Annotated in this window: 14 protein-coding genes and 1 pseudogene; 7 read left to right on the plus strand and 8 right to left on the minus strand. The window is 71.2% G+C overall.

Features of this window, described 5'->3' with window-relative positions; translation table 11 throughout:
• The first annotated feature begins 39 nt into the window (after positions 1–39).
• Together ACYVO7_RS15000 and ACYVO7_RS15005 are read left to right on the plus strand one after the other, a co-directional pair.
• Positions 40–2148, plus strand: a complete 2109-nt coding sequence (locus tag ACYVO7_RS15000; protein ID WP_460450614.1) for a 3-hydroxyacyl-CoA dehydrogenase NAD-binding domain-containing protein — start codon at positions 40–42, stop codon at positions 2146–2148.
• A gap of 66 nt (positions 2149–2214) precedes the next feature.
• Positions 2215–3156 (plus strand): mechanosensitive ion channel family protein, encoded by a 942-nt coding sequence (locus ACYVO7_RS15005; RefSeq protein ID WP_460450615.1) that lies wholly within the window; start codon positions 2215–2217, stop codon positions 3154–3156.
• A gap of 2 nt (positions 3157–3158) precedes the next feature.
• Here the strand turns inward: ACYVO7_RS15005 and ACYVO7_RS15010 are convergent, their stop codons facing one another.
• From ACYVO7_RS15010 to ACYVO7_RS15040, 7 genes are all read right to left on the minus strand, one after another.
• Positions 3159–3938, minus strand: coding sequence for an SDR family NAD(P)-dependent oxidoreductase (locus tag ACYVO7_RS15010; RefSeq protein WP_460450616.1), 780 nt, complete (start codon positions 3936–3938; stop codon positions 3159–3161).
• On the minus strand, positions 3935–4996 hold the full coding sequence (locus ACYVO7_RS15015) for a phosphotransferase family protein (protein ID WP_460450617.1): 1062 nt from the start codon (positions 4994–4996) through the stop codon (positions 3935–3937). The genes ACYVO7_RS15010 and ACYVO7_RS15015 overlap by 4 nt, the downstream gene beginning before the upstream one ends.
• Complete coding sequence (locus ACYVO7_RS15020) at positions 4983–6212, minus strand: acyl-CoA dehydrogenase family protein (RefSeq protein WP_460450716.1); 1230 nt, start codon at positions 6210–6212, stop codon at positions 4983–4985. Before ACYVO7_RS15020 ends, ACYVO7_RS15015 begins: the two co-directional genes overlap by 14 nt.
• A gap of 77 nt (positions 6213–6289) precedes the next feature.
• A complete protein-coding gene (locus tag ACYVO7_RS15025; protein WP_460450618.1) occupies positions 6290–7492 on the minus strand; it encodes an acetyl-CoA C-acyltransferase in 1203 nt (400 codons plus the stop codon).
• 12 nt (positions 7493–7504) lie between these two features.
• Positions 7505–8434 carry an SDR family NAD(P)-dependent oxidoreductase gene (locus ACYVO7_RS15030; RefSeq protein ID WP_460450619.1) on the minus strand — a complete coding sequence of 310 codons (930 nt, stop codon included), beginning with the start codon at positions 8432–8434 and terminating at the stop codon, positions 7505–7507.
• Positions 8435–8445: 11 nt separating this feature from the next.
• Positions 8446–8937 (minus strand): MaoC family dehydratase, encoded by a 492-nt coding sequence (locus ACYVO7_RS15035; protein ID WP_460450620.1) that lies wholly within the window; start codon positions 8935–8937, stop codon positions 8446–8448.
• Entirely contained in the window at positions 8934–9758 is an 825-nt protein-coding gene (locus ACYVO7_RS15040) for an SDR family oxidoreductase (RefSeq protein WP_460450621.1), read from the minus strand. Before ACYVO7_RS15040 ends, ACYVO7_RS15035 begins: the two co-directional genes overlap by 4 nt.
• Positions 9759–10231: 473 nt before the next feature.
• On the opposite strand from ACYVO7_RS15040, the pseudogene ACYVO7_RS15045 reads away from it, so the two are divergent.
• Together ACYVO7_RS15045 and ACYVO7_RS15050 are read left to right on the plus strand one after the other, a co-directional pair.
• Positions 10232–10555, plus strand: a pseudogene (locus tag ACYVO7_RS15045) (TetR/AcrR family transcriptional regulator); the annotation flags it as partial.
• A 60-nt stretch (positions 10556–10615) separates the two neighbouring features.
• On the plus strand, positions 10616–11950 hold the full coding sequence (locus ACYVO7_RS15050; RefSeq protein ID WP_460450622.1) for an 8-oxoguanine deaminase: 1335 nt from the start codon (positions 10616–10618) through the stop codon (positions 11948–11950).
• Between the two features lie 13 nt (positions 11951–11963).
• Here ACYVO7_RS15050 and ACYVO7_RS15055 read toward each other — a convergent pair whose 3' ends face one another.
• Positions 11964–12431 (minus strand): Lrp/AsnC family transcriptional regulator, encoded by a 468-nt coding sequence (locus ACYVO7_RS15055; protein WP_460450623.1) that lies wholly within the window; start codon positions 12429–12431, stop codon positions 11964–11966.
• 162 nt (positions 12432–12593) lie between these two features.
• On the opposite strand from ACYVO7_RS15055, the gene ACYVO7_RS15060 reads away from it, so the two are divergent.
• Genes ACYVO7_RS15060 through cysN form a run of 3 tightly spaced genes read left to right on the plus strand, consistent with a single transcriptional unit; the run spans position 12594 to position 15861 of the window.
• Positions 12594–13340 (plus strand): phosphoadenylyl-sulfate reductase, encoded by a 747-nt coding sequence (locus tag ACYVO7_RS15060; protein ID WP_460450624.1) that lies wholly within the window; start codon positions 12594–12596, stop codon positions 13338–13340.
• Positions 13337–14239: a sulfate adenylyltransferase subunit CysD gene (cysD, locus tag ACYVO7_RS15065; RefSeq protein ID WP_460450625.1), complete on the plus strand. Its 903-nt coding sequence runs from the start codon at positions 13337–13339 to the stop codon at positions 14237–14239. Before ACYVO7_RS15060 ends, cysD begins: the two co-directional genes overlap by 4 nt.
• Positions 14239–15861, plus strand: coding sequence for a sulfate adenylyltransferase subunit CysN (gene cysN / locus ACYVO7_RS15070; protein ID WP_460450626.1), 1623 nt, complete (start codon positions 14239–14241; stop codon positions 15859–15861). Before cysD ends, cysN begins: the two co-directional genes overlap by 1 nt.
• Positions 15862–15879: the final 18 nt, after the last annotated feature.

Consider the following 15879-nt stretch of genomic DNA (forward strand, 5'->3'; position numbering starts at 1 on the left):
CATAGCATCGCCCTTGAAAGACGAAGCACGAGGACGCTCATGAGCACCGCCCCCGCGACGCATGGACCCGTCGTCACGTCCCGCCAGGGCCGCGTCGCCCTGATCCTGGCGGACAATCCGCCCGTGAACGCGCTGGCGCAGCCGGTCCGCGAGGGCCTGCTCAGGGCCGTCCAGGAGGCCGCGGCGGATCCGGCCGTCGACGCCCTGGCGATCGCCTGCGAGGGCCGCACGTTCTTCGCCGGCGCCGAGATCCGCGAATTCGGCAAGCCGCCGGTCCCGCCCGGCCTCGGCGAGGTGCTGGACGCCATCGAGGCTTGCCCCAAGCCGGTCGTCGCCGCCATCCACGGCACGGCGCTGGGCGGCGGCTTCGAGCTGGCGCTCGCCTGCCACGCGCGGATCGCCGATCCGAAGGCCGCCGTCGGACTTCCCGAGGTGAAGCTCGGGATCATCCCGGGCGCAGGCGGCACGCAGCGCGTCCCGCGCCTGGCCGGCCCGGTCGCCGCCCTCGAGATGATCGCGTCCGGCCGCCACGTCAGAGCCGAGGAGGCCAGGAGGCTCGGCCTGATCGACGCCGTCGCTGAACGCGACCTGCGCGTGGAGGCCGTGGAGCTCGCCCGCAGCCTGGTGGGCCGCCCTCCCCGCCGCACGGGCGAGTTGCCCGTTCCGGCGTTCGACCCCGCGGCCTTCGACGCGGCGGCGGCCGCCGTGGCGGCCAAGGCCCGCGGCCAGGTCTCGCCGGTCAAGGCCATCGAAGCCGTCCGCCTGGCCGCCGGCGGCGCCGGCATCCGCGAGGGACTCGCCGCCGAGCGGGCGATCTTTCGCGAGCTGGTCGGGTCCGACCAGGCCAAGGCGCTGCGCTACGCCTTCTTCTCCGAGCGCGAGGTGCAGCGCGTGCCCCACCTGCAGGGCGTCGCGCCGCGCCCGGTGGACGTCGTCGGCGTCATCGGCGCCGGCACCATGGGGGCCGGCATCGCGGTGGCGCTGCTCGACGCCGGGTTGAGGGTCATCGTCACCGAAACCAGCATCGAGGCGGTCGGCGCGGGGTGGGACCGCATCTCGGGCCTCTATGGGCGGGCGATGAAGTCCGGCCGGATCGACCAGGCGAAGCGCGACGAGCGCCTGTCCCGCCTCTCCGTGACGGACGACTTCGCCGAACTCGCCGCATGCGACCTCGTCATCGAGGCCGCCTTCGAGGACATGGCCGTGAAGCAGGAGATCTTCGGCCGTCTTGGCTCCGTCGCGCGGCCCGGCGCGACGCTGGCCACCAACACCTCCTATCTGGACGTCGACGCCATCGGCCGGGCCTCGGGCCGGCCAGAGGACGTCATCGGCCTGCATTTCTTCTCTCCCGCCAACATCATGCGCCTGGTCGAGGTGGTGGAGGGCGCCGCCAGCGCGAAGGACGCCGTGGCGACCGGCGTGGCCCTGGCCAAGCGCATGGGCAAGCTGCCGGTCACATGCGGCGTCTGCGACGGCTTCGTCGGCAACCGGATCCTGGCGACGTGGCGCCAGCAGACCGATTTCGCTTTGGAGGACGGCGCGTTGCCGCAGGAGGTCGACGCGGCCCTCGAGAGATACGGCTTCGCCATGGGCCCCTTCGCGGTGGCGGACCTCGCCGGCCTCGACATCGGCTGGGCGCGCCGCAAGCGCCTCGCCCCGACCCGCGATCCCCGCCGCCGCTATGGCGGGACGGTGGCGGACCGCCTCTGCGCCATGGGCCGCTTCGGCCAGAAGACGGGGGCCGGCTACTACCGGTACGTCGACGGCAAGCGGCAGGTGGACCCCGAGGTGACCCGGCTGGTCGAAGAGGTCTCGGCCGAGCTCGGGCGCGAGCGCCGTCCCTTCGACCCGGACGCCATGGTCCGCCATGTGCGCGCCGCCATGGTCAACGAGGGCGCGAAGATCCTGGCCGAGGGCGTCGTGCCGCGCGCCCTCGACATCGACATGGTGCTCCTTCACGGCTACGGCTTCCCGGCCTGGCGCGGCGGCCCCATGTTCGAGGCCGACGCGATCGGCCCTGCGGCCATCCTGGCCGACATGCGCGAGCTGCACGCCCTGTCGGGACCGGGCTGGGAGCCCGCGCCCCTGCTGGTCGAACTCGCCGAGACGGGCGGGACCTTCTCGGGCTACGCGCGAACGCCCGGCTGACGGCCGCGAACAAATCCGCGGCGGGCGCATTGGAGAGCGATCCTCTCCACCCTCCCAGGATGTTTCGTGCCTTCCGAATCCCACCTTTCGACCGCCAAGATCGAAGAGATCGTCAAGACGTTCTACTGGATGCTGCCGAACTTCGCCCTGGCGCTGGGCGTGGCGGCCCTGTTCTTCGTCGGCGCCTGGGGCATGCGGGCGCTCGTCCGCAAGATCTTCGGGCGCCGCGGCCGCGAGAACCTCGGCGAATTGCTGGGAGAGTTCGCCCGCTGGGGCGTGATGTTTCTCGGGCTGCTCGTCGTCGCCGCGATCGTGTTCCCGTCCATTAAGCCGGCGGACCTGCTCTCGACGCTCGGCGTCGGCTCCATCGCGATCGGGTTCGCGTTCAAGGACATCCTGCAGAACTGGATGGCCGGACTGCTCATCCTGTGGCGCCAGCCTTTCCGGCGGGGCGACCAGATCGTGGTCGGCAAATATGAGGGCACGGTGGAGCACATCGAGGCCCGCGCCACGCTGATCAAGACCTATGACGGCCGTCGGGTGGTGATCCCCAACAACGACGTCTACGCGACCTCCGTCATCGTCAACACCGCCTTCCCCCAGCGCCAGAGCCACCTCGACGTCGGGATCGGCTACTCGGACGACGTCGAGCGCGCCCGCGCCGTCATCCTGGCCGCCATCACGGAGGTGGAGGGGGTCCAGGCCGAACCGAAACCCGAAGTCCTCGCCTGGGAGCTCGCCGAATCGACCGTCAATCTGCGGGTCCGGTGGTGGACGAAGTCCTTGCGCACCGACGTGGTGCACACCTCGGCGCGCGTCGTCCAGGCGGTCCGCGACGCCCTGACCGAGGCGGGCGTGGATATCCCCTATCCGACCCGCACGCTGCTCGTGCACGACCAGACCGAAGCCGCCGACCACGATCGCCGCCGGCATCGCGAGGGCTGGCCGCCTCATCCCGCAAGGACCAGCCGCGACGCGCCTGCACCTCGGCCCTCCGCGGCGGAATGACCTCAGGCCGCCGTCAATCCGCCGTCCACCGGCAGCGCCACGCCCGTGATGAAGGCGCTTTCCGGCCCGCAGAGCTGCAGCATGGCGGCCACGATCTCGTCGACGCTGGCGAGGCGACGCATCGGGATGGCGCCCAGCACCCGCTCCAGCGCCGCCTCCGGGCCGCCGCGCATATGGGCGAGCTCGTCCTTCACCATGGCGGTGTCGGCGAAGGAGGGGCAGATCGCGTTCACCCGGATGTTGCGCCGCGCATATTCGACGGCCGCCGTCTTGGTGAGCCCGACCACCCCGTGCTTGGCGGCGGCGTAGACGGAGAGCAGCGGCGCGCCCACCAGCCCGGCGACCGAGGCCACGTTGAGGATGACGCCTCCCCCCTGCCGCTCCATGGCCGGCAACTGGTGCTTCATGGCGTAGAAGACGCCCATGAGGTCGACCGCGATCACCCTTTCGGCCGTCTCGGACGGGATCTCTGGCAGCTTCAGATAGGGGTGGGCCATGCCGGCGTTGTTCAGCGCCACGTCCAGGCGTCCATAGGCGCCGAGGGCGGCCGCCACGAGCCGCTCCGCCGTGCTCTCCTGCGACACGTCGCCGGCCTCCGCCACCACCTCCGCGCCGGCGCGCCGCAGGTCCTGCGCGACCTCGTCCAGCCTGTCGGCGGCGACGTCCGAGATCGCCAGCCTCGCGCCCTCGTCGGCGAAGCGTTCCGCCGCCCGCCGGCCGAAGCCGCCCGCGGCGCCGGTGACGAGGACGACCTTGCCGGTGAACCGCGCGTGATGGCTCATCCCTTCGCCTCCACCAGGTCGCAGGCCATGCGCGCCAGCAGCGGCACGGCCTTGCCCATCTTCAGCCCGCGTTCCGGGTTCGACGCGTTGCCGTCCAGCGCCCGCTTCAGCACGCCCTGCAGGATGGCGGCCAGCCGGAAGAAGCTGAAGGCCAGGCAGAACGTCCAGGTGGGGATCCCGGTCAGTCCCATCCGCCGGCAATAGGCCTCCACATAGGCCTCCTCTGTGGGGATGCCCGAAGCGGCCCGGTCCACGCCGGCGAGGCCCCGGAAGTCTCCCTCATGCGGCAGCCGCCATTGCATGCACTGGTAGGCCAGGTCCGAGAAGGGGTGGCCCAGCGTCGACAACTCCCAGTCGATGATGGCGAGCAGTTTGGCCGAATCCGGGGCGAAGATCATGTTGTCGATGCGATAGTCGCCATGCACCAGCGCGACGCGTCCATCGTCCGGCGGGCGATGGGCGCCCAGCCAGGCGATCAGGCGGTCCATGGCCGGGATGGGCTGCGTCTCGGACGCCCGGTACTGATCCGACCACCGCGACACCTGGCGGGCGAAATAGTCGCCGGGCCGGCCGAAATCGGCGAGCCCCACCGCGGCGGCGTCGACGCTGTGCAGGGCGGCGAGCGCCGCGTTCATGGCGTCGTAGACGGCCGCCCGCTCGGCCGGGCTGGAGTCCGGCATGGCCGGATCCCAGAACACGCGGCCCTGCACGTGCTCCATGACGTAGAACATGGTCCCGATGACGCTCTCGTCGGCGCAGAGCGCCAGCGCCTTCGGGACGGGCACGTCGGTGTGGGCCAGCGCGGTGATGACCCGGAACTCCCGGTCGACCGCATGCGCGGACTTGAGGAGTTGGCCCGGCGGCTTGCGCCGCAGCACGTAGTCGCCTGACGGCGACCGGATGCGGAAGGTCGGGTTGGACTGCCCGCCCGGGAATTTCTCGGCGGTCAGCGGCCCCCGGAAGCCGGGCGCATGCTCCTCCATCCAGCGCGCCAGGGCGTCGGCGTCGAGCGCCGCGACGGAGGGCGGCGGGCCCGCGCCCGCGTCATTCGCCGGCATTGCTGTAGCGCTTCAGCTCGGCCCGGGCGACGACGCGCCGGTGCACCGCGTCGGGGCCGTCGGCCAGCCGCAACGTGCGGAGATGCGTCCACATGCGCGCCAGCGGGAAATCCTGGCTGATCCCCGCCGCGCCATGCATCTGCACGGCCTCGTCGGTGATCTTCAGCGCGATGCGCGGCGCCACCACCTTGATCTGCGAGATCCAGGGCGCCGCCGCCCGGGTTCCGACGGTGTCCATCATGTAGGCGGCCTTCAGGCAGAGCAGGCGCGCCATCTCGATCTCCATGCGGCTTTCCGCGATGATGTCGTAGTTGGCGCCCAGCTCCGCGAGCTTCTTGCCGAAGGCCGTGCGCGACAGCGAGCGCCGGCACAGCGCCTCGAGCGCGCGCTCGGCCTGCCCGATGGCGCGCATGCAGTGATGGATGCGGCCCGGCCCGAGCCGGCCCTGCGCCACTTCGAAGCCGCGCCCGCGCCCATGCACGAGGTTGTCTTTCGGCACGCGCACGTTCTCGAAGCGGATGTGCATGTGGCCGTGCGGCGCGTCGTCCTCGCCATAGACCTGCATGGGCCGCAGCACCGTCACGCCCGGCGTGCCCGCCGGGACCAGGATCATCGAATGGCGCTTGTGCTTGTCCGCCTCCGGGTCGGTCTGGCACATCACGATGTAGATCTTGCAGCGGGGATCGCCCGCGCCCGACGCCCACCATTTCTCGCCGTTGAGGACCCACATGTCCCCGTCGAGCCTCGCGTCCAGGGCGATGTTGGTCGCGTCCGACGAGGCCACCCCCGGCTCCGTCATCAGGTAGGCGGAGCGGATCTTGCCCTCCAGCAGCGGCGCCAGCCACTGGGCTTTCTGGGCGGGCGAGCCATAGCGCTCGAACACCTCCATGTTGCCGGTGTCAGGCGCGGAGCAGTTGAACGTTTCCGCGCCGAGCGGCGACTTGCCCATCTCCTCCGCCAGATAGGCGTATTCGACCGTGGTGAGCCCATAGCCCCGGTCGGAATCGGTGAGCCAGAAATTCCACAACCCGCGCTCGCGCGCCTTGGCCTTGAGGCCGTCCAGGATCTCCAGTTGCCTCGCGGTGTGGACGAAACGGTCGCCCGCCTTGCCCACCTCCTCCTCGAACTCCCGCTCCAGCGGGATGATCTCGTCCTGGACCATGGTCCGGACCTGATCCAGCAAGGGCCGGAGCTTCTCGGTGACGCCGAGATTCATGGAGCCGACGACCGGCTGACCGAGCGACATGGATGTCCTCCCCTGGACCGCCTCCCGGCGGAATGCGGTTTCGCCGTTCAGGCGACTTCGAACAGGCCTGCGGCGCCCATGCCGCCGCCGACGCACATGGTGACGACGACGTAGCGCACGCCGCGCCGCTTGCCTTCGATGAGCGCGTGGCCGGTCATGCGCGCGCCGGACATGCCGTACGGATGCCCGATCGAGATCGCGCCGCCGTCGACGTTGAGCCGCTCGTCGGGAATGCCGAGCCGGTCGCGGCAGTAAATCACCTGCACGGCGAAGGCTTCGTTGAGCTCCCACAACCCGATGTCGTCGACCGTCAGGCCATGCTGCTTGAGAAGCTTCGGCACGGCGAAGACGGGCCCGATGCCCATCTCGTCCGGATCGCAGCCGGCCACAGCCATGCCGCGATAGATCCCGAGCGGCTGCAGCCCGCGCCGCTCCGCCTCGCGGGCCTCCATGAGGACGCTCGCCGACGCGCCGTCGGACAGCTGCGAGGCGTTGCCGGCGGTGATGAACCGGCCCTCGCGGATGCGCTGGCCGTCCTTGAAGACCGGCTTCAGCGCGGCGAGATGCTCGGCCGTGGTGCCGGGCCGGTTGCCCTCGTCCTTGGCGAGCCGCGTCTCCACCGGCGAGACCGCGCCGGTCGCCTTGTCCTGCGCCAGCATGACGCTCGGCATCGGGACGATCTCGGCTTCCAACCGGCCCGCCGCCTGCGCGGCGGCGGTGCGCGCCTGCGACTGCGCCGCATAGGCGTCCTGGGCCTCGCGGCTGACGCCGTAGCGGTCAGCCACCACTTCGGCCGTCTCCAGCATGCTCATGTAGAGGGCCGGCATCCGCTCCACGAGCCATGGATCCTGCGCCCGGTAGCGGTTGGCGTGCTCGTTCTGGCAGAGCGAGATGGACTCCAGCCCGCCGCCGACCGTCACCGTCATGCCGTCGACGACGATCTGCTTGGCCGCGATCGCGATCGCCATGAGGCCGGAGGCGCACTGCCGGTCCACGCTCATGCCGGGCGTGGAAGCCGGAAGCCCCGCCCGCATGGCGGCCTGGCGCCCGACATTCATCGTGGTCGAGCCCTGCTGCAGGGCGGCGCCCATGACGACGTCATCGACCTCGGCGGCGTCCACGCCCGCCCGGGACACCGCGGCCGCGATGGCGTGCCCGCCCAGCGCCTGCGCCTGGGTGTCGTTGAACGCGCCGCGATAGGCCTTGCCGATCGGCGTGCGCGCCGTCGAAACGATGACCGCCTCCCGCATCATCTCTCTCCCTTACCGGCTCGCCTTGAGGTCGACGCCTTTGGCCTTGGCCGCCATGGTGACGAACTTGTCCGTCTGGTGGAAGGCTTCCGTGAGCTCGCGTTCATGCGTCGTGTCGGAGATGGCGGCGAAATGGGCCGCCACGCCTTCCGGCGTCCGCTGCGCCTCGTCGAGATAGACGCCCTCCGTCTCGGTCACCACCGTCTGGGCGAACACGCCGGCGCCGGCGCACAGGATGGTGCGCGAGGGCGCGACCTCCGAAACCAGGAAGAGCACGCCCGGCGTGATCGTCTCCGGGCGCAACAGCTCCAGCGCCGCGGGCGACATCAGCTGCTCGGTCATCCGCGTCGCCGCGGTCGGGGCGAGCATGTTGACCCGGATGTCGTGCTTGCGGCCTTCCAGGTGCAGCACGTTCATCAGCCCCAGCATGGCGGCCTTCGCGGCCCCGTAGTTGGACTGGCCGAAATTGCCGTAGAGGCCCGACGAGGACGAGGTGAACACGATGCGCCCGTAATTCTGACGGCGCATGGTCTCCCAGACGGCCTTCGTGCAATGGACCGAGCCCATCAGGTGCACGTCGACCACCTTGCGGAAGTCCTCCATCTCCATCTTGGCGAAGCTGCGGTCGCGCAGGATGCCGGCGTTGTTGACCAGGATGTCGACCCGGCCCCATGCGGCCAGCGTCGCGTCGACCATGCCGGTCACGGCGGCGAAATCGGTGATGTCCACCCCGCTCGCCATCGCCTCGCCTCCGGCGGCCCGGATTTCCTCCACCACGCGCTCGGCCGCCGTCGCGGACCCGCCGGAGCCGTCCAGCGCGCCTCCCATGTCGACCACCACGACCTTCGCGCCGCGCGCCGCAAGGCCCAGCGCATGGCTGCGGCCGAGCCCGTTTCCCGCTCCGGTGACGATCGCCACACGCCCGTCGAATCGGATGTCCATCGTTGCGCTCCTCAGCCCAGCACGCGCAAGGTGAGCCAGTCGGCCACGAGGGCGGGCTTGTCCTGCCCCTCGATCTCCACCGTCGCGCCGACGCGCAGCATCAGTTCGGCCGGCGAGCGCTCGACGATCTCGCGCAGCGCGAACCGGCCGCGCACGCGCGAGCCGGGCTTGACCGGGCTGACGAAGCGAAGGCGCTCGAAGCCGTAGTTCACCCCCATGGCCGAGCCCTCCAGCGAGGGCACGGCGTCGTAGGCCATGACGCTCAGCAGCGAGAGCGTCAGGAAGCCGTGAGCGACGGTGCTCCCGAACGGGGTCTCGGCGGCGCGGACCGGATCGATGTGTATGAACTGCTGGTCGTGGGTCAGCGCCGCGAAGCGGTCGATCATGTCCTGCGTCACGTCGATCCAGGCGGACACGCCGATCTCCTGGCCCACCAGGCGCTGGTAGGCGTCCAGCGACAACGCCCGGCGTGGGCCTGCGACGGGGAGAGTTTCGGTGCTCATGCGTCGTCTCCGAAGAGCCGGTGGCCGCTGTCGACCGAGACGCCGCCATCGAGCGGCAGGATCGCTCCCGTCGTGTAGGCGCCGCCGCGGCCGCACAGGAACAGGAGCGCCCCGGCGATGTCGCTCGGCCGGCCGATCCGCCCCATCGGCACCGTGGACGCCGTCTTGGCCCGGACCGCCTCGTCTTGCGTGGCGAAGGCCATCATGCGGCTCTGGAAGGGGCCGGGCGCGAAGGCGTTCACGGTGATCGGCCGGTCCGCCAGCTCGCGCGCCAGGATGCGGGTGAGATGATGCACGGCGGCTTTGGAGGCCGCATAGGAGTAGGGGCCGTGGCCGAGCGGGGCCGAGCCCATGACCGAGCCCAGATTGACCACCCTGGCCGGGTCGTCGAGCGACGCGGCGGCGGTGAGCTCCGGCAGGAGCTCGCGCGTCAGCGTGAACAGGCCGGCAACGTTGACGGAGAACACGCCGTCCCAGGCCTTCCAGGGGAAGGTTTCGAGCGGCTCGCCCCAGGTCTTGCCCGCATTGTTGACCAGGATGCCGAGCGAGCCGCCCACCCGCGACTTCACCTCGGCGGCCAGCGCCGCCACACCGGCTTCGGTCCCGACGTCGCCGGCGAAGCCCTCGCACCGCCCTGGGGCGCCCAACGCGTTCAGCTCCGCCGCGACCGCCTCGCAGGCCTGGCCCTTGCGCGACGCGATGAGCACGCGGGCGCCGGCCTGCACCAGCGCCTCGGCGCACATGCGCCCGATGCCGGTGGAGCCTCCGGTGACGAGCGCGGTCTTGCCGGCGACGGAGAACAGTGACGACAGGTAGTCCATGCGGGCGCTCTCGTGGGGGCTGCGGGGGTCGGCGGACGAGAATTCACCTAGCCCGCCGGGCCACATACCGGGTAGTATGCAGCCGCGCCGGACAGGATGTCCAGCCCGGCGCAAGGCCGTCCGCCAGGAGCCCCGAAGCCGAGATGAACACGCCGGCAGCCGTCTCCCGATCCCGCGCGCTGCGCGCCGCCGACCCGGCCCAGCGCCGCGACGAGATCCTGGCGACCGCGGCCGAGTGCTTCATGGTCAACGGCTTCGACGCCACCTCGATCGACATGATCGCGCGCCGGATGGGAGCCACCAAGGGCCTCGTCTACCACCACTACCCGGCCAAGGCGGACCTGTTCTTCGCGGTGATCGACTACGGGATGGACCTGTGCTTCGCCGCCGCCGAGCCGGCCGCCCGCCAGGACGGCGACGGCGCCGCGCGCCTCCTGGCCGTGCTGGAGGCGCACGCCATGACGATGATGGAGAGCGTGGCGTTTCAGAAGGTGAACACGCAGGGCGTGGAGATGCACCTGCATGGCGCGAGCACGCCGGGCCAGCGCGCCATGCTGGCCCGCCTCACCGGCCGCCGCGACGCCTTCGAGGCGCTGATCGGCGGCGTGTTGGCGGACGGCGTCCGGGACGGGAGCCTCGCGGTCGAGGACGCATCGCTCGCCGTGAAGACGCTGCTGGGCGCGATCAACTGGATGACGATCTGGTACCGCCCGCGGCCGACCGACACGCCCGAGCGCCGGCGCGGCGTCGCCCGGCGGATCGCCCGGACGCTGCTGGCGGGCGTCGCGAGCCGCTGACCGCCTTGGCGTTCGGTCGCGGCCTCGCCTAGGCTGGCGGCGCGGAGCGGGAGGGATGCGATGCGGCTTTGGATCAAGGACCCCTTGGCGATCATGGCAGAGGGCGCGGGCCGCGGCGTGGTGGTCGAGGGCGGCGCCATCGCCGCATGCGTCGCGGCCGGCGGCCCCGATCCGGAACGGATCGACGCCGTTTTCGACGCCTCGCGCCACGTCGTCATTCCGGGGCTGATCAACACCCACCACCATTTCTACCAGACGCTGACCAGGGCCCATCCGGCGGCGATCAACAAGGAGCTGTTTCCCTGGCTCCAGGCGCTCTACCCGATCTGGTCGCGGCTGGACCCGGAGAGCTTCCGCGTCTCGGTCCGGCTCGCCCTGACGGAACTGCTGCTGTCGGGCTGCACCACCGCGGCCGACCATCACTACCTGTTCCCCCGCGGCCTCGAGCAGGCCGTGGACATCGAGGTGGAGGAGGCCCGCGCGCTGGGCGTGCGGCTCACCGTCACGCGCGGGTCGATGAACCTGTCGCAGAAGGACGGCGGGCTGCCGCCCGATTCCGTCGTGCAGGACGAGGACGAGATCCTGGCGGACAGCGAGCGGGTCCTGCGCCTGTTCCACGATCCAAGCCCCGGCAGCGTCACGCAGGTGGCGCTGGCGCCCTGCTCGCCCTTTTCGGTCACCAAGCGCCTGATGGCGCAGACCGCAGCCCTCGCCGAGCGGTTCGACTGCCGGCTGCACACTCATCTGGGCGAAACGCGCGACGAGGACGCCTTCTGCCTGGCGGCCTACGGCGCCCGTCCGCTCGACCTGCTGGAGGAGGTCGGCTGGCTCGGCCCGCGAACCTGGCTGGCGCACGGGATCCATTTCGACGACGCCGAATGCGTGCGGCTGGGCCGCCACGGCGTCGGCGTCTGCCACTGCGCGGCGTCCAACGCCGTCCTGGCCTCGGGCTTCTGCCGGACGCTGGACCTGGAGGCCGCCGGGGCACCGGTCGGCCTCGGCGTGGACGGGTCCGCCTCCAACGACGCCTCCAACATGATGGAGGCGGTGCGCCACGCCCTCATGGTGCAGCGGCTTCACTACGGCTCGGCCAGCCGGGTCACGCATCTGGACGCGCTGCGCTGGGCGACGCAGGGCTCGGCGCGCTGCCTCGGGCGCGACGACATCGGCGCGATCGCACCGGGGCTGCAGGCGGACCTCGCTCTGTTCACCCTCGACGAGCTGAGGTTCTCCGGCGCGCACGATCCGCTGGCGGCCCTGGTGCTGTGCGGCGCGCACCGCGCCGACCGGGTGATGGTGGGCGGCGTCTGGCGGGTGGTCGACGGCTCGCCCGTGGGCGTCGACCTCGCCCGGCTCCGGGCCGAGCACGGCCGCGCCGCCCTGCGCTTCGCCTGACCGCCTGGCTCCGTCACCGGGCCGGCGCCGGAGCGATCGGCAGCGCCGTGGTGGACTTCACCCGCTCCATGGCGAAGCGGGAGCTGACGTTCTTCAACGGGATGGCCCCGATCAGGCGCTTGTAGAAGGCGTCATAGGCGGCCATGTCGGGAGCCACCACCCGCAGCATGTAGTCCACGTCGCCCGCCATCCGGTAGACCTCGAGCACCTCCGGCATGGCGGAGACGAGCGCGGCGAACCGGGCGAGCCACTCCTGCGAGTGGTCGCCGGTCTCCACCGAGACGAAGACGGTGAGCCCCAGCCCCAGCTTCTCCGGGTTCAGCAGCGCGACCCGGCGCTCGATGAGCCCCTCCGCCTCGTAGCGCTGGATGCGCTTCCAGCAGGGCGTCTGCGATAGGCCCACCTGGCTGGCGATCTCGGCGATCGACATCGTCGCGTCGCGCTGCAGCAGCTCCAGGATCTTGCGGTCCACCGCGTCCATCTCTTGAACCTCGCCTATGAAGAAATAATCTCTCTTAAGCGACACTATCCTAGTACATTCTTCTTAAATTACGCCACCATGTTGCCACAGACAGAAGAATTTTCCATTCTGGCGCTCATTGCCTCACCCGTCCCCTTTCGGGGCGCAGCGCCTGTGACCCCGATGGATGCTCAGACCCTTTCGCAAACGCTCCGCGGCCTCGACCTCGGGGGACGGCTGGCCGCCCTGTCCCGGCTGGTCCCTGGCCGGCTGACCTTCACGACGAGCTTCGGCCTGGAGGACCAGGCGATCCTCCACGCCATCGCGGAATCCAACGCCCGCGTCACGGTGGCGACGCTCGACACCGGGCGTCTCTTCCAGGAGACCTACGAGGTCTGGGCCGCCTCGCAGGCGCGCTACGGCGTCGCCATCGCCGGCTTCGCGCCCCGGACGGAGGACGTCGAGGCGTTGATTGCCGCTCAAGGGGCGCAGGGTTTCCGCGCCTCCGTCGACGCCCGCAAGGCCTGCTGCGGCGTCCGAAAGGTCGAGCCGCTGCGCCGCGCGCTGGCCGGCGCCGCGGGGTGGATCACCGGGCTCAGGGCCGAACAGTCGGCCCATCGCGCCGCGACGCCGCTCGCCGAAGTCGATCCGGCTTTCGGGCTCCTGAAGATCAACCCGCTGGCCGACTGGACCCGCGGCGAGGTGGCGGACTACGTCGCCGCGCACGGCGTGCCCTACAACGCGCTGCATGATCGCGGCTATCCGTCCATCGGCTGCGCGCCCTGCACCCGCGCGGTCGCGCCGGGCGAGCCGGAGCGCGCGGGCCGCTGGTGGTGGGAGGACGAGGCCCGCAAGGAGTGCGGCCTTCACGTCGCCGCGGACGGCCGGCTGGTCCGCTCGGCCGCGCCCGTCGCGGAGGCGGCGCGATGATCCAGCTCACGCATCTGCAGAAGCTCGAGGCGGAGTCGATCCACATCCTGCGCGAGACGGTCGCCAGCTGCGACAATCCCGTGCTGCTCTACTCCATCGGCAAGGACTCCGCCGTCCTGCTGCACCTGGCCCTGAAGGCTTTCTATCCGGGCCGCCTGCCCTTCCCGGCGCTGCATGTGGACACCACCTGGAAGTTCCGCGAGATGATCGCCTTCCGGGACCGGCGCGCGAAGGAGCTCGGCCTGGACCTCATCGTCCACGTCAACCAGGAAGGCCTGCGCGCGGGCGTGAACCCGTTCGACTCCGGCTCGCGCGTCCACACCGACGTGATGAAGACGCAAGGCCTGCGGCAGGCGCTCGACAAGCACGGCTTCGACGCCGCCATCGGCGGGGCCCGCCGCGACGAGGAGAAGTCGCGCGCCAAGGAGCGGGTCTTCTCCGTCCGCAGCGCCGAGCATCGTTGGGATCCGAAGGCCCAGCGGCCGGAGCCCTGGCGGCTCTACAATACGCGCAAGCGCCCGGGCGAGAGCTTCCGGGTGTTCCCGCTGTCCAACTGGACCGAGGCCGACGTGTGGGACTACGTCGCGCGCGAGGCCATTCCGGTCGTGCCTCTCTATTTCGCCGCGCCGCGGCCGGTCGTGCGGCGCGACGACGGCTGGATCATGCGCGACGACGACCGCATGGCGCTGCGGCCGGGCGAGGTCGTCGAGACCCGCATGGTGCGCTTCCGGACGCTCGGCTGCTACCCGCTGACCGGCGCGGTCGAGAGCTCCGCCGCCACCCTGCCCGACATCATCGCCGAAATGCGCGGCTCGCGGACCTCCGAGCGGCAGGGCCGCGTCATCGACCACGACGGGTCGGGCTCCATGGAGCAGAAGAAGCAGGAAGGCTATTTTTGATGCGCGCCGCCGCGGCCAGGACCGCACCCCTTCCGATCGCCGCCGCCGAGCCGCAGAACGCCCGCGGCCTGCTTCGCTTCATCACCTGCGGCTCCGTCGACGACGGCAAGTCGACCCTCATCGGCCGGCTGCTCTACGATTCACGCCAGGTCCACGAGGACCAGCTCGAGGCCCTGGGCCGCGACAGCCGCCGCTTCGGCACGCAGGGCGAGAAGCTCGACCTGGCGCTGCTCGTGGACGGGCTCTCGGCCGAGCGCGAGCAGGGCATCACCATCGACGTCGCTTACCGCTACTTCGCCACGCCGCGCCGCACTTTCATCGTCGCCGATGCGCCCGGGCACGAGCAGTACACCCGCAACATGGCGACGGGCGCGTCCACGGCCGACTGCGCCGTCGTGCTCGTCGACGCCCGCAAGGGCGTGCTGCCCCAGACCCGGCGGCACTCGTTCATCGTGTCCATGCTGGGCGTCCGCCAGGTGATCCTGGCCGTGAACAAGATGGACCTCGTCGGCTACGACCAGGCGGTCTTCGACGCCATTGCGGCCGACTATCGGACGCTCGCGGCCGGCCTCGGCTTCGACGGCGTCGCCGCCGTGCCCCTCTCGGCGCTGGAGGGCGACAACGTCGCGACGCGCTCCTCCGCCATGCCGTGGCATGCGGGGCCGAGCGTCCTGGAGACGCTGGAGAACGTCGACGCGGCCGCCTCCGCGGCGCCCCAGGCGCGGTTCCGTTTCCCGGTGCAGTGGGTGAACCGCCCCAACCTCGATTTCCGCGGCTTCGCCGGGACGATCTCGGGCGGCTCTGTCGCGCCCGGCGACGAGGTTGCGGTGCTGCCCGGCGGCAGGCGCTCGCGCGTGGCCCGCATCGTCACGCAGGACGGCGATCTGCCGGAGGCCGTCGCCGGCCAGGCCGTCACCCTGACGCTCGCGGACGAGATCGACGTCTCGCGCGGCGACGTGCTGGTCAGCGTCGACGAGAGCCTGTCGGCCCGCAAGGCCTTCGCGGCGCGGGTTCTCTGGATGGCCGAGCGCCCTCTGCGGCGCGGAGAGGAGCTGCAATTGCGCCTCTCCGCCGCGACGGCGACGGCCCGCGTCACCGTCCTGGGCGTCACCGACATCCACACCTTCCGGAGCGAGCCGGCCGACGCGCTGGCGCTGAACGCCATCGGCCTGACCACCATCGCGCTGGACCGCCCCGTCGTCCTCGCCGACTACCGGGACGACCGCGAGCTTGGCGCCTTCATCCTGGTTGATAAGGTGACGGGCGACACCGTCGCGCTCGGATTGGTGGATTCCCGCGCATCCGCGCTGGCGCAGGTTCCGGCCGACGGCGCGGCGTCGGAGCTGACCGCCCGGCCGGCCTGGACGGCCCGCCTGGCCAGCCGCGTCGCCAAACAGCGCTGGCGGCTCGTCGAAGAGGCGAGCTGGCGCATCTTGGGCGCCCTCGCGGTCGGGACGCTGGCGCAGGCGACGGTGGGCGACTGGCGCATCACGGCGGCGGCCGCGCTCGCCGAAGGCGTGGCGCGCCCCATCCTTCGTGGGGTTCACCAGGCGGCCTGGAGGGCCTCCGAGCAGCGACGCCTCGCCCGCGCCGAGCTCGACGCCGAGGGCAGCGGCATTTGAGCCACGAACGACATTGGA

The organism is Alsobacter sp. SYSU BS001988 (assembly GCF_054796215.1).

Excerpts from the sequence above, each read along its gene's own strand:
- cysD (WP_460450625.1), top strand. The coding sequence starts at position 13,337 with ATGATCCAGCTCACGCATCTGCAGAAGCTCGAGGCGGAGTCGATCCAC.
- ACYVO7_RS15020 (WP_460450716.1), bottom strand. The coding sequence starts at position 6,212 with ATGAATCTCGGCGTCACCGAGAAGCTCCGGCCCTTGCTGGATCAGGTC.
- ACYVO7_RS15015 (WP_460450617.1), bottom strand. The coding sequence starts at position 4,996 with ATGCCGGCGAATGACGCGGGCGCGGGCCCGCCGCCCTCCGTCGCGGCG.
- ACYVO7_RS15025 (WP_460450618.1), bottom strand. The coding sequence starts at position 7,492 with ATGCGGGAGGCGGTCATCGTTTCGACGGCGCGCACGCCGATCGGCAAG.
- ACYVO7_RS15060 (WP_460450624.1), top strand. The coding sequence starts at position 12,594 with ATGGATGCTCAGACCCTTTCGCAAACGCTCCGCGGCCTCGACCTCGGG.
- ACYVO7_RS15030 (WP_460450619.1), bottom strand. The coding sequence starts at position 8,434 with ATGGACATCCGATTCGACGGGCGTGTGGCGATCGTCACCGGAGCGGGA.
- ACYVO7_RS15010 (WP_460450616.1), bottom strand. The coding sequence starts at position 3,938 with ATGAGCCATCACGCGCGGTTCACCGGCAAGGTCGTCCTCGTCACCGGC.
- ACYVO7_RS15040 (WP_460450621.1), bottom strand. The coding sequence starts at position 9,758 with ATGGACTACCTGTCGTCACTGTTCTCCGTCGCCGGCAAGACCGCGCTC.
- ACYVO7_RS15000 (WP_460450614.1), top strand. The coding sequence starts at position 40 with ATGAGCACCGCCCCCGCGACGCATGGACCCGTCGTCACGTCCCGCCAG.
- cysN (WP_460450626.1), top strand. The coding sequence starts at position 14,239 with ATGCGCGCCGCCGCGGCCAGGACCGCACCCCTTCCGATCGCCGCCGCC.
- ACYVO7_RS15055 (WP_460450623.1), bottom strand. The coding sequence starts at position 12,431 with ATGGACGCGGTGGACCGCAAGATCCTGGAGCTGCTGCAGCGCGACGCG.
- ACYVO7_RS15050 (WP_460450622.1), top strand. The coding sequence starts at position 10,616 with ATGCGGCTTTGGATCAAGGACCCCTTGGCGATCATGGCAGAGGGCGCG.
- ACYVO7_RS15035 (WP_460450620.1), bottom strand. The coding sequence starts at position 8,937 with ATGAGCACCGAAACTCTCCCCGTCGCAGGCCCACGCCGGGCGTTGTCG.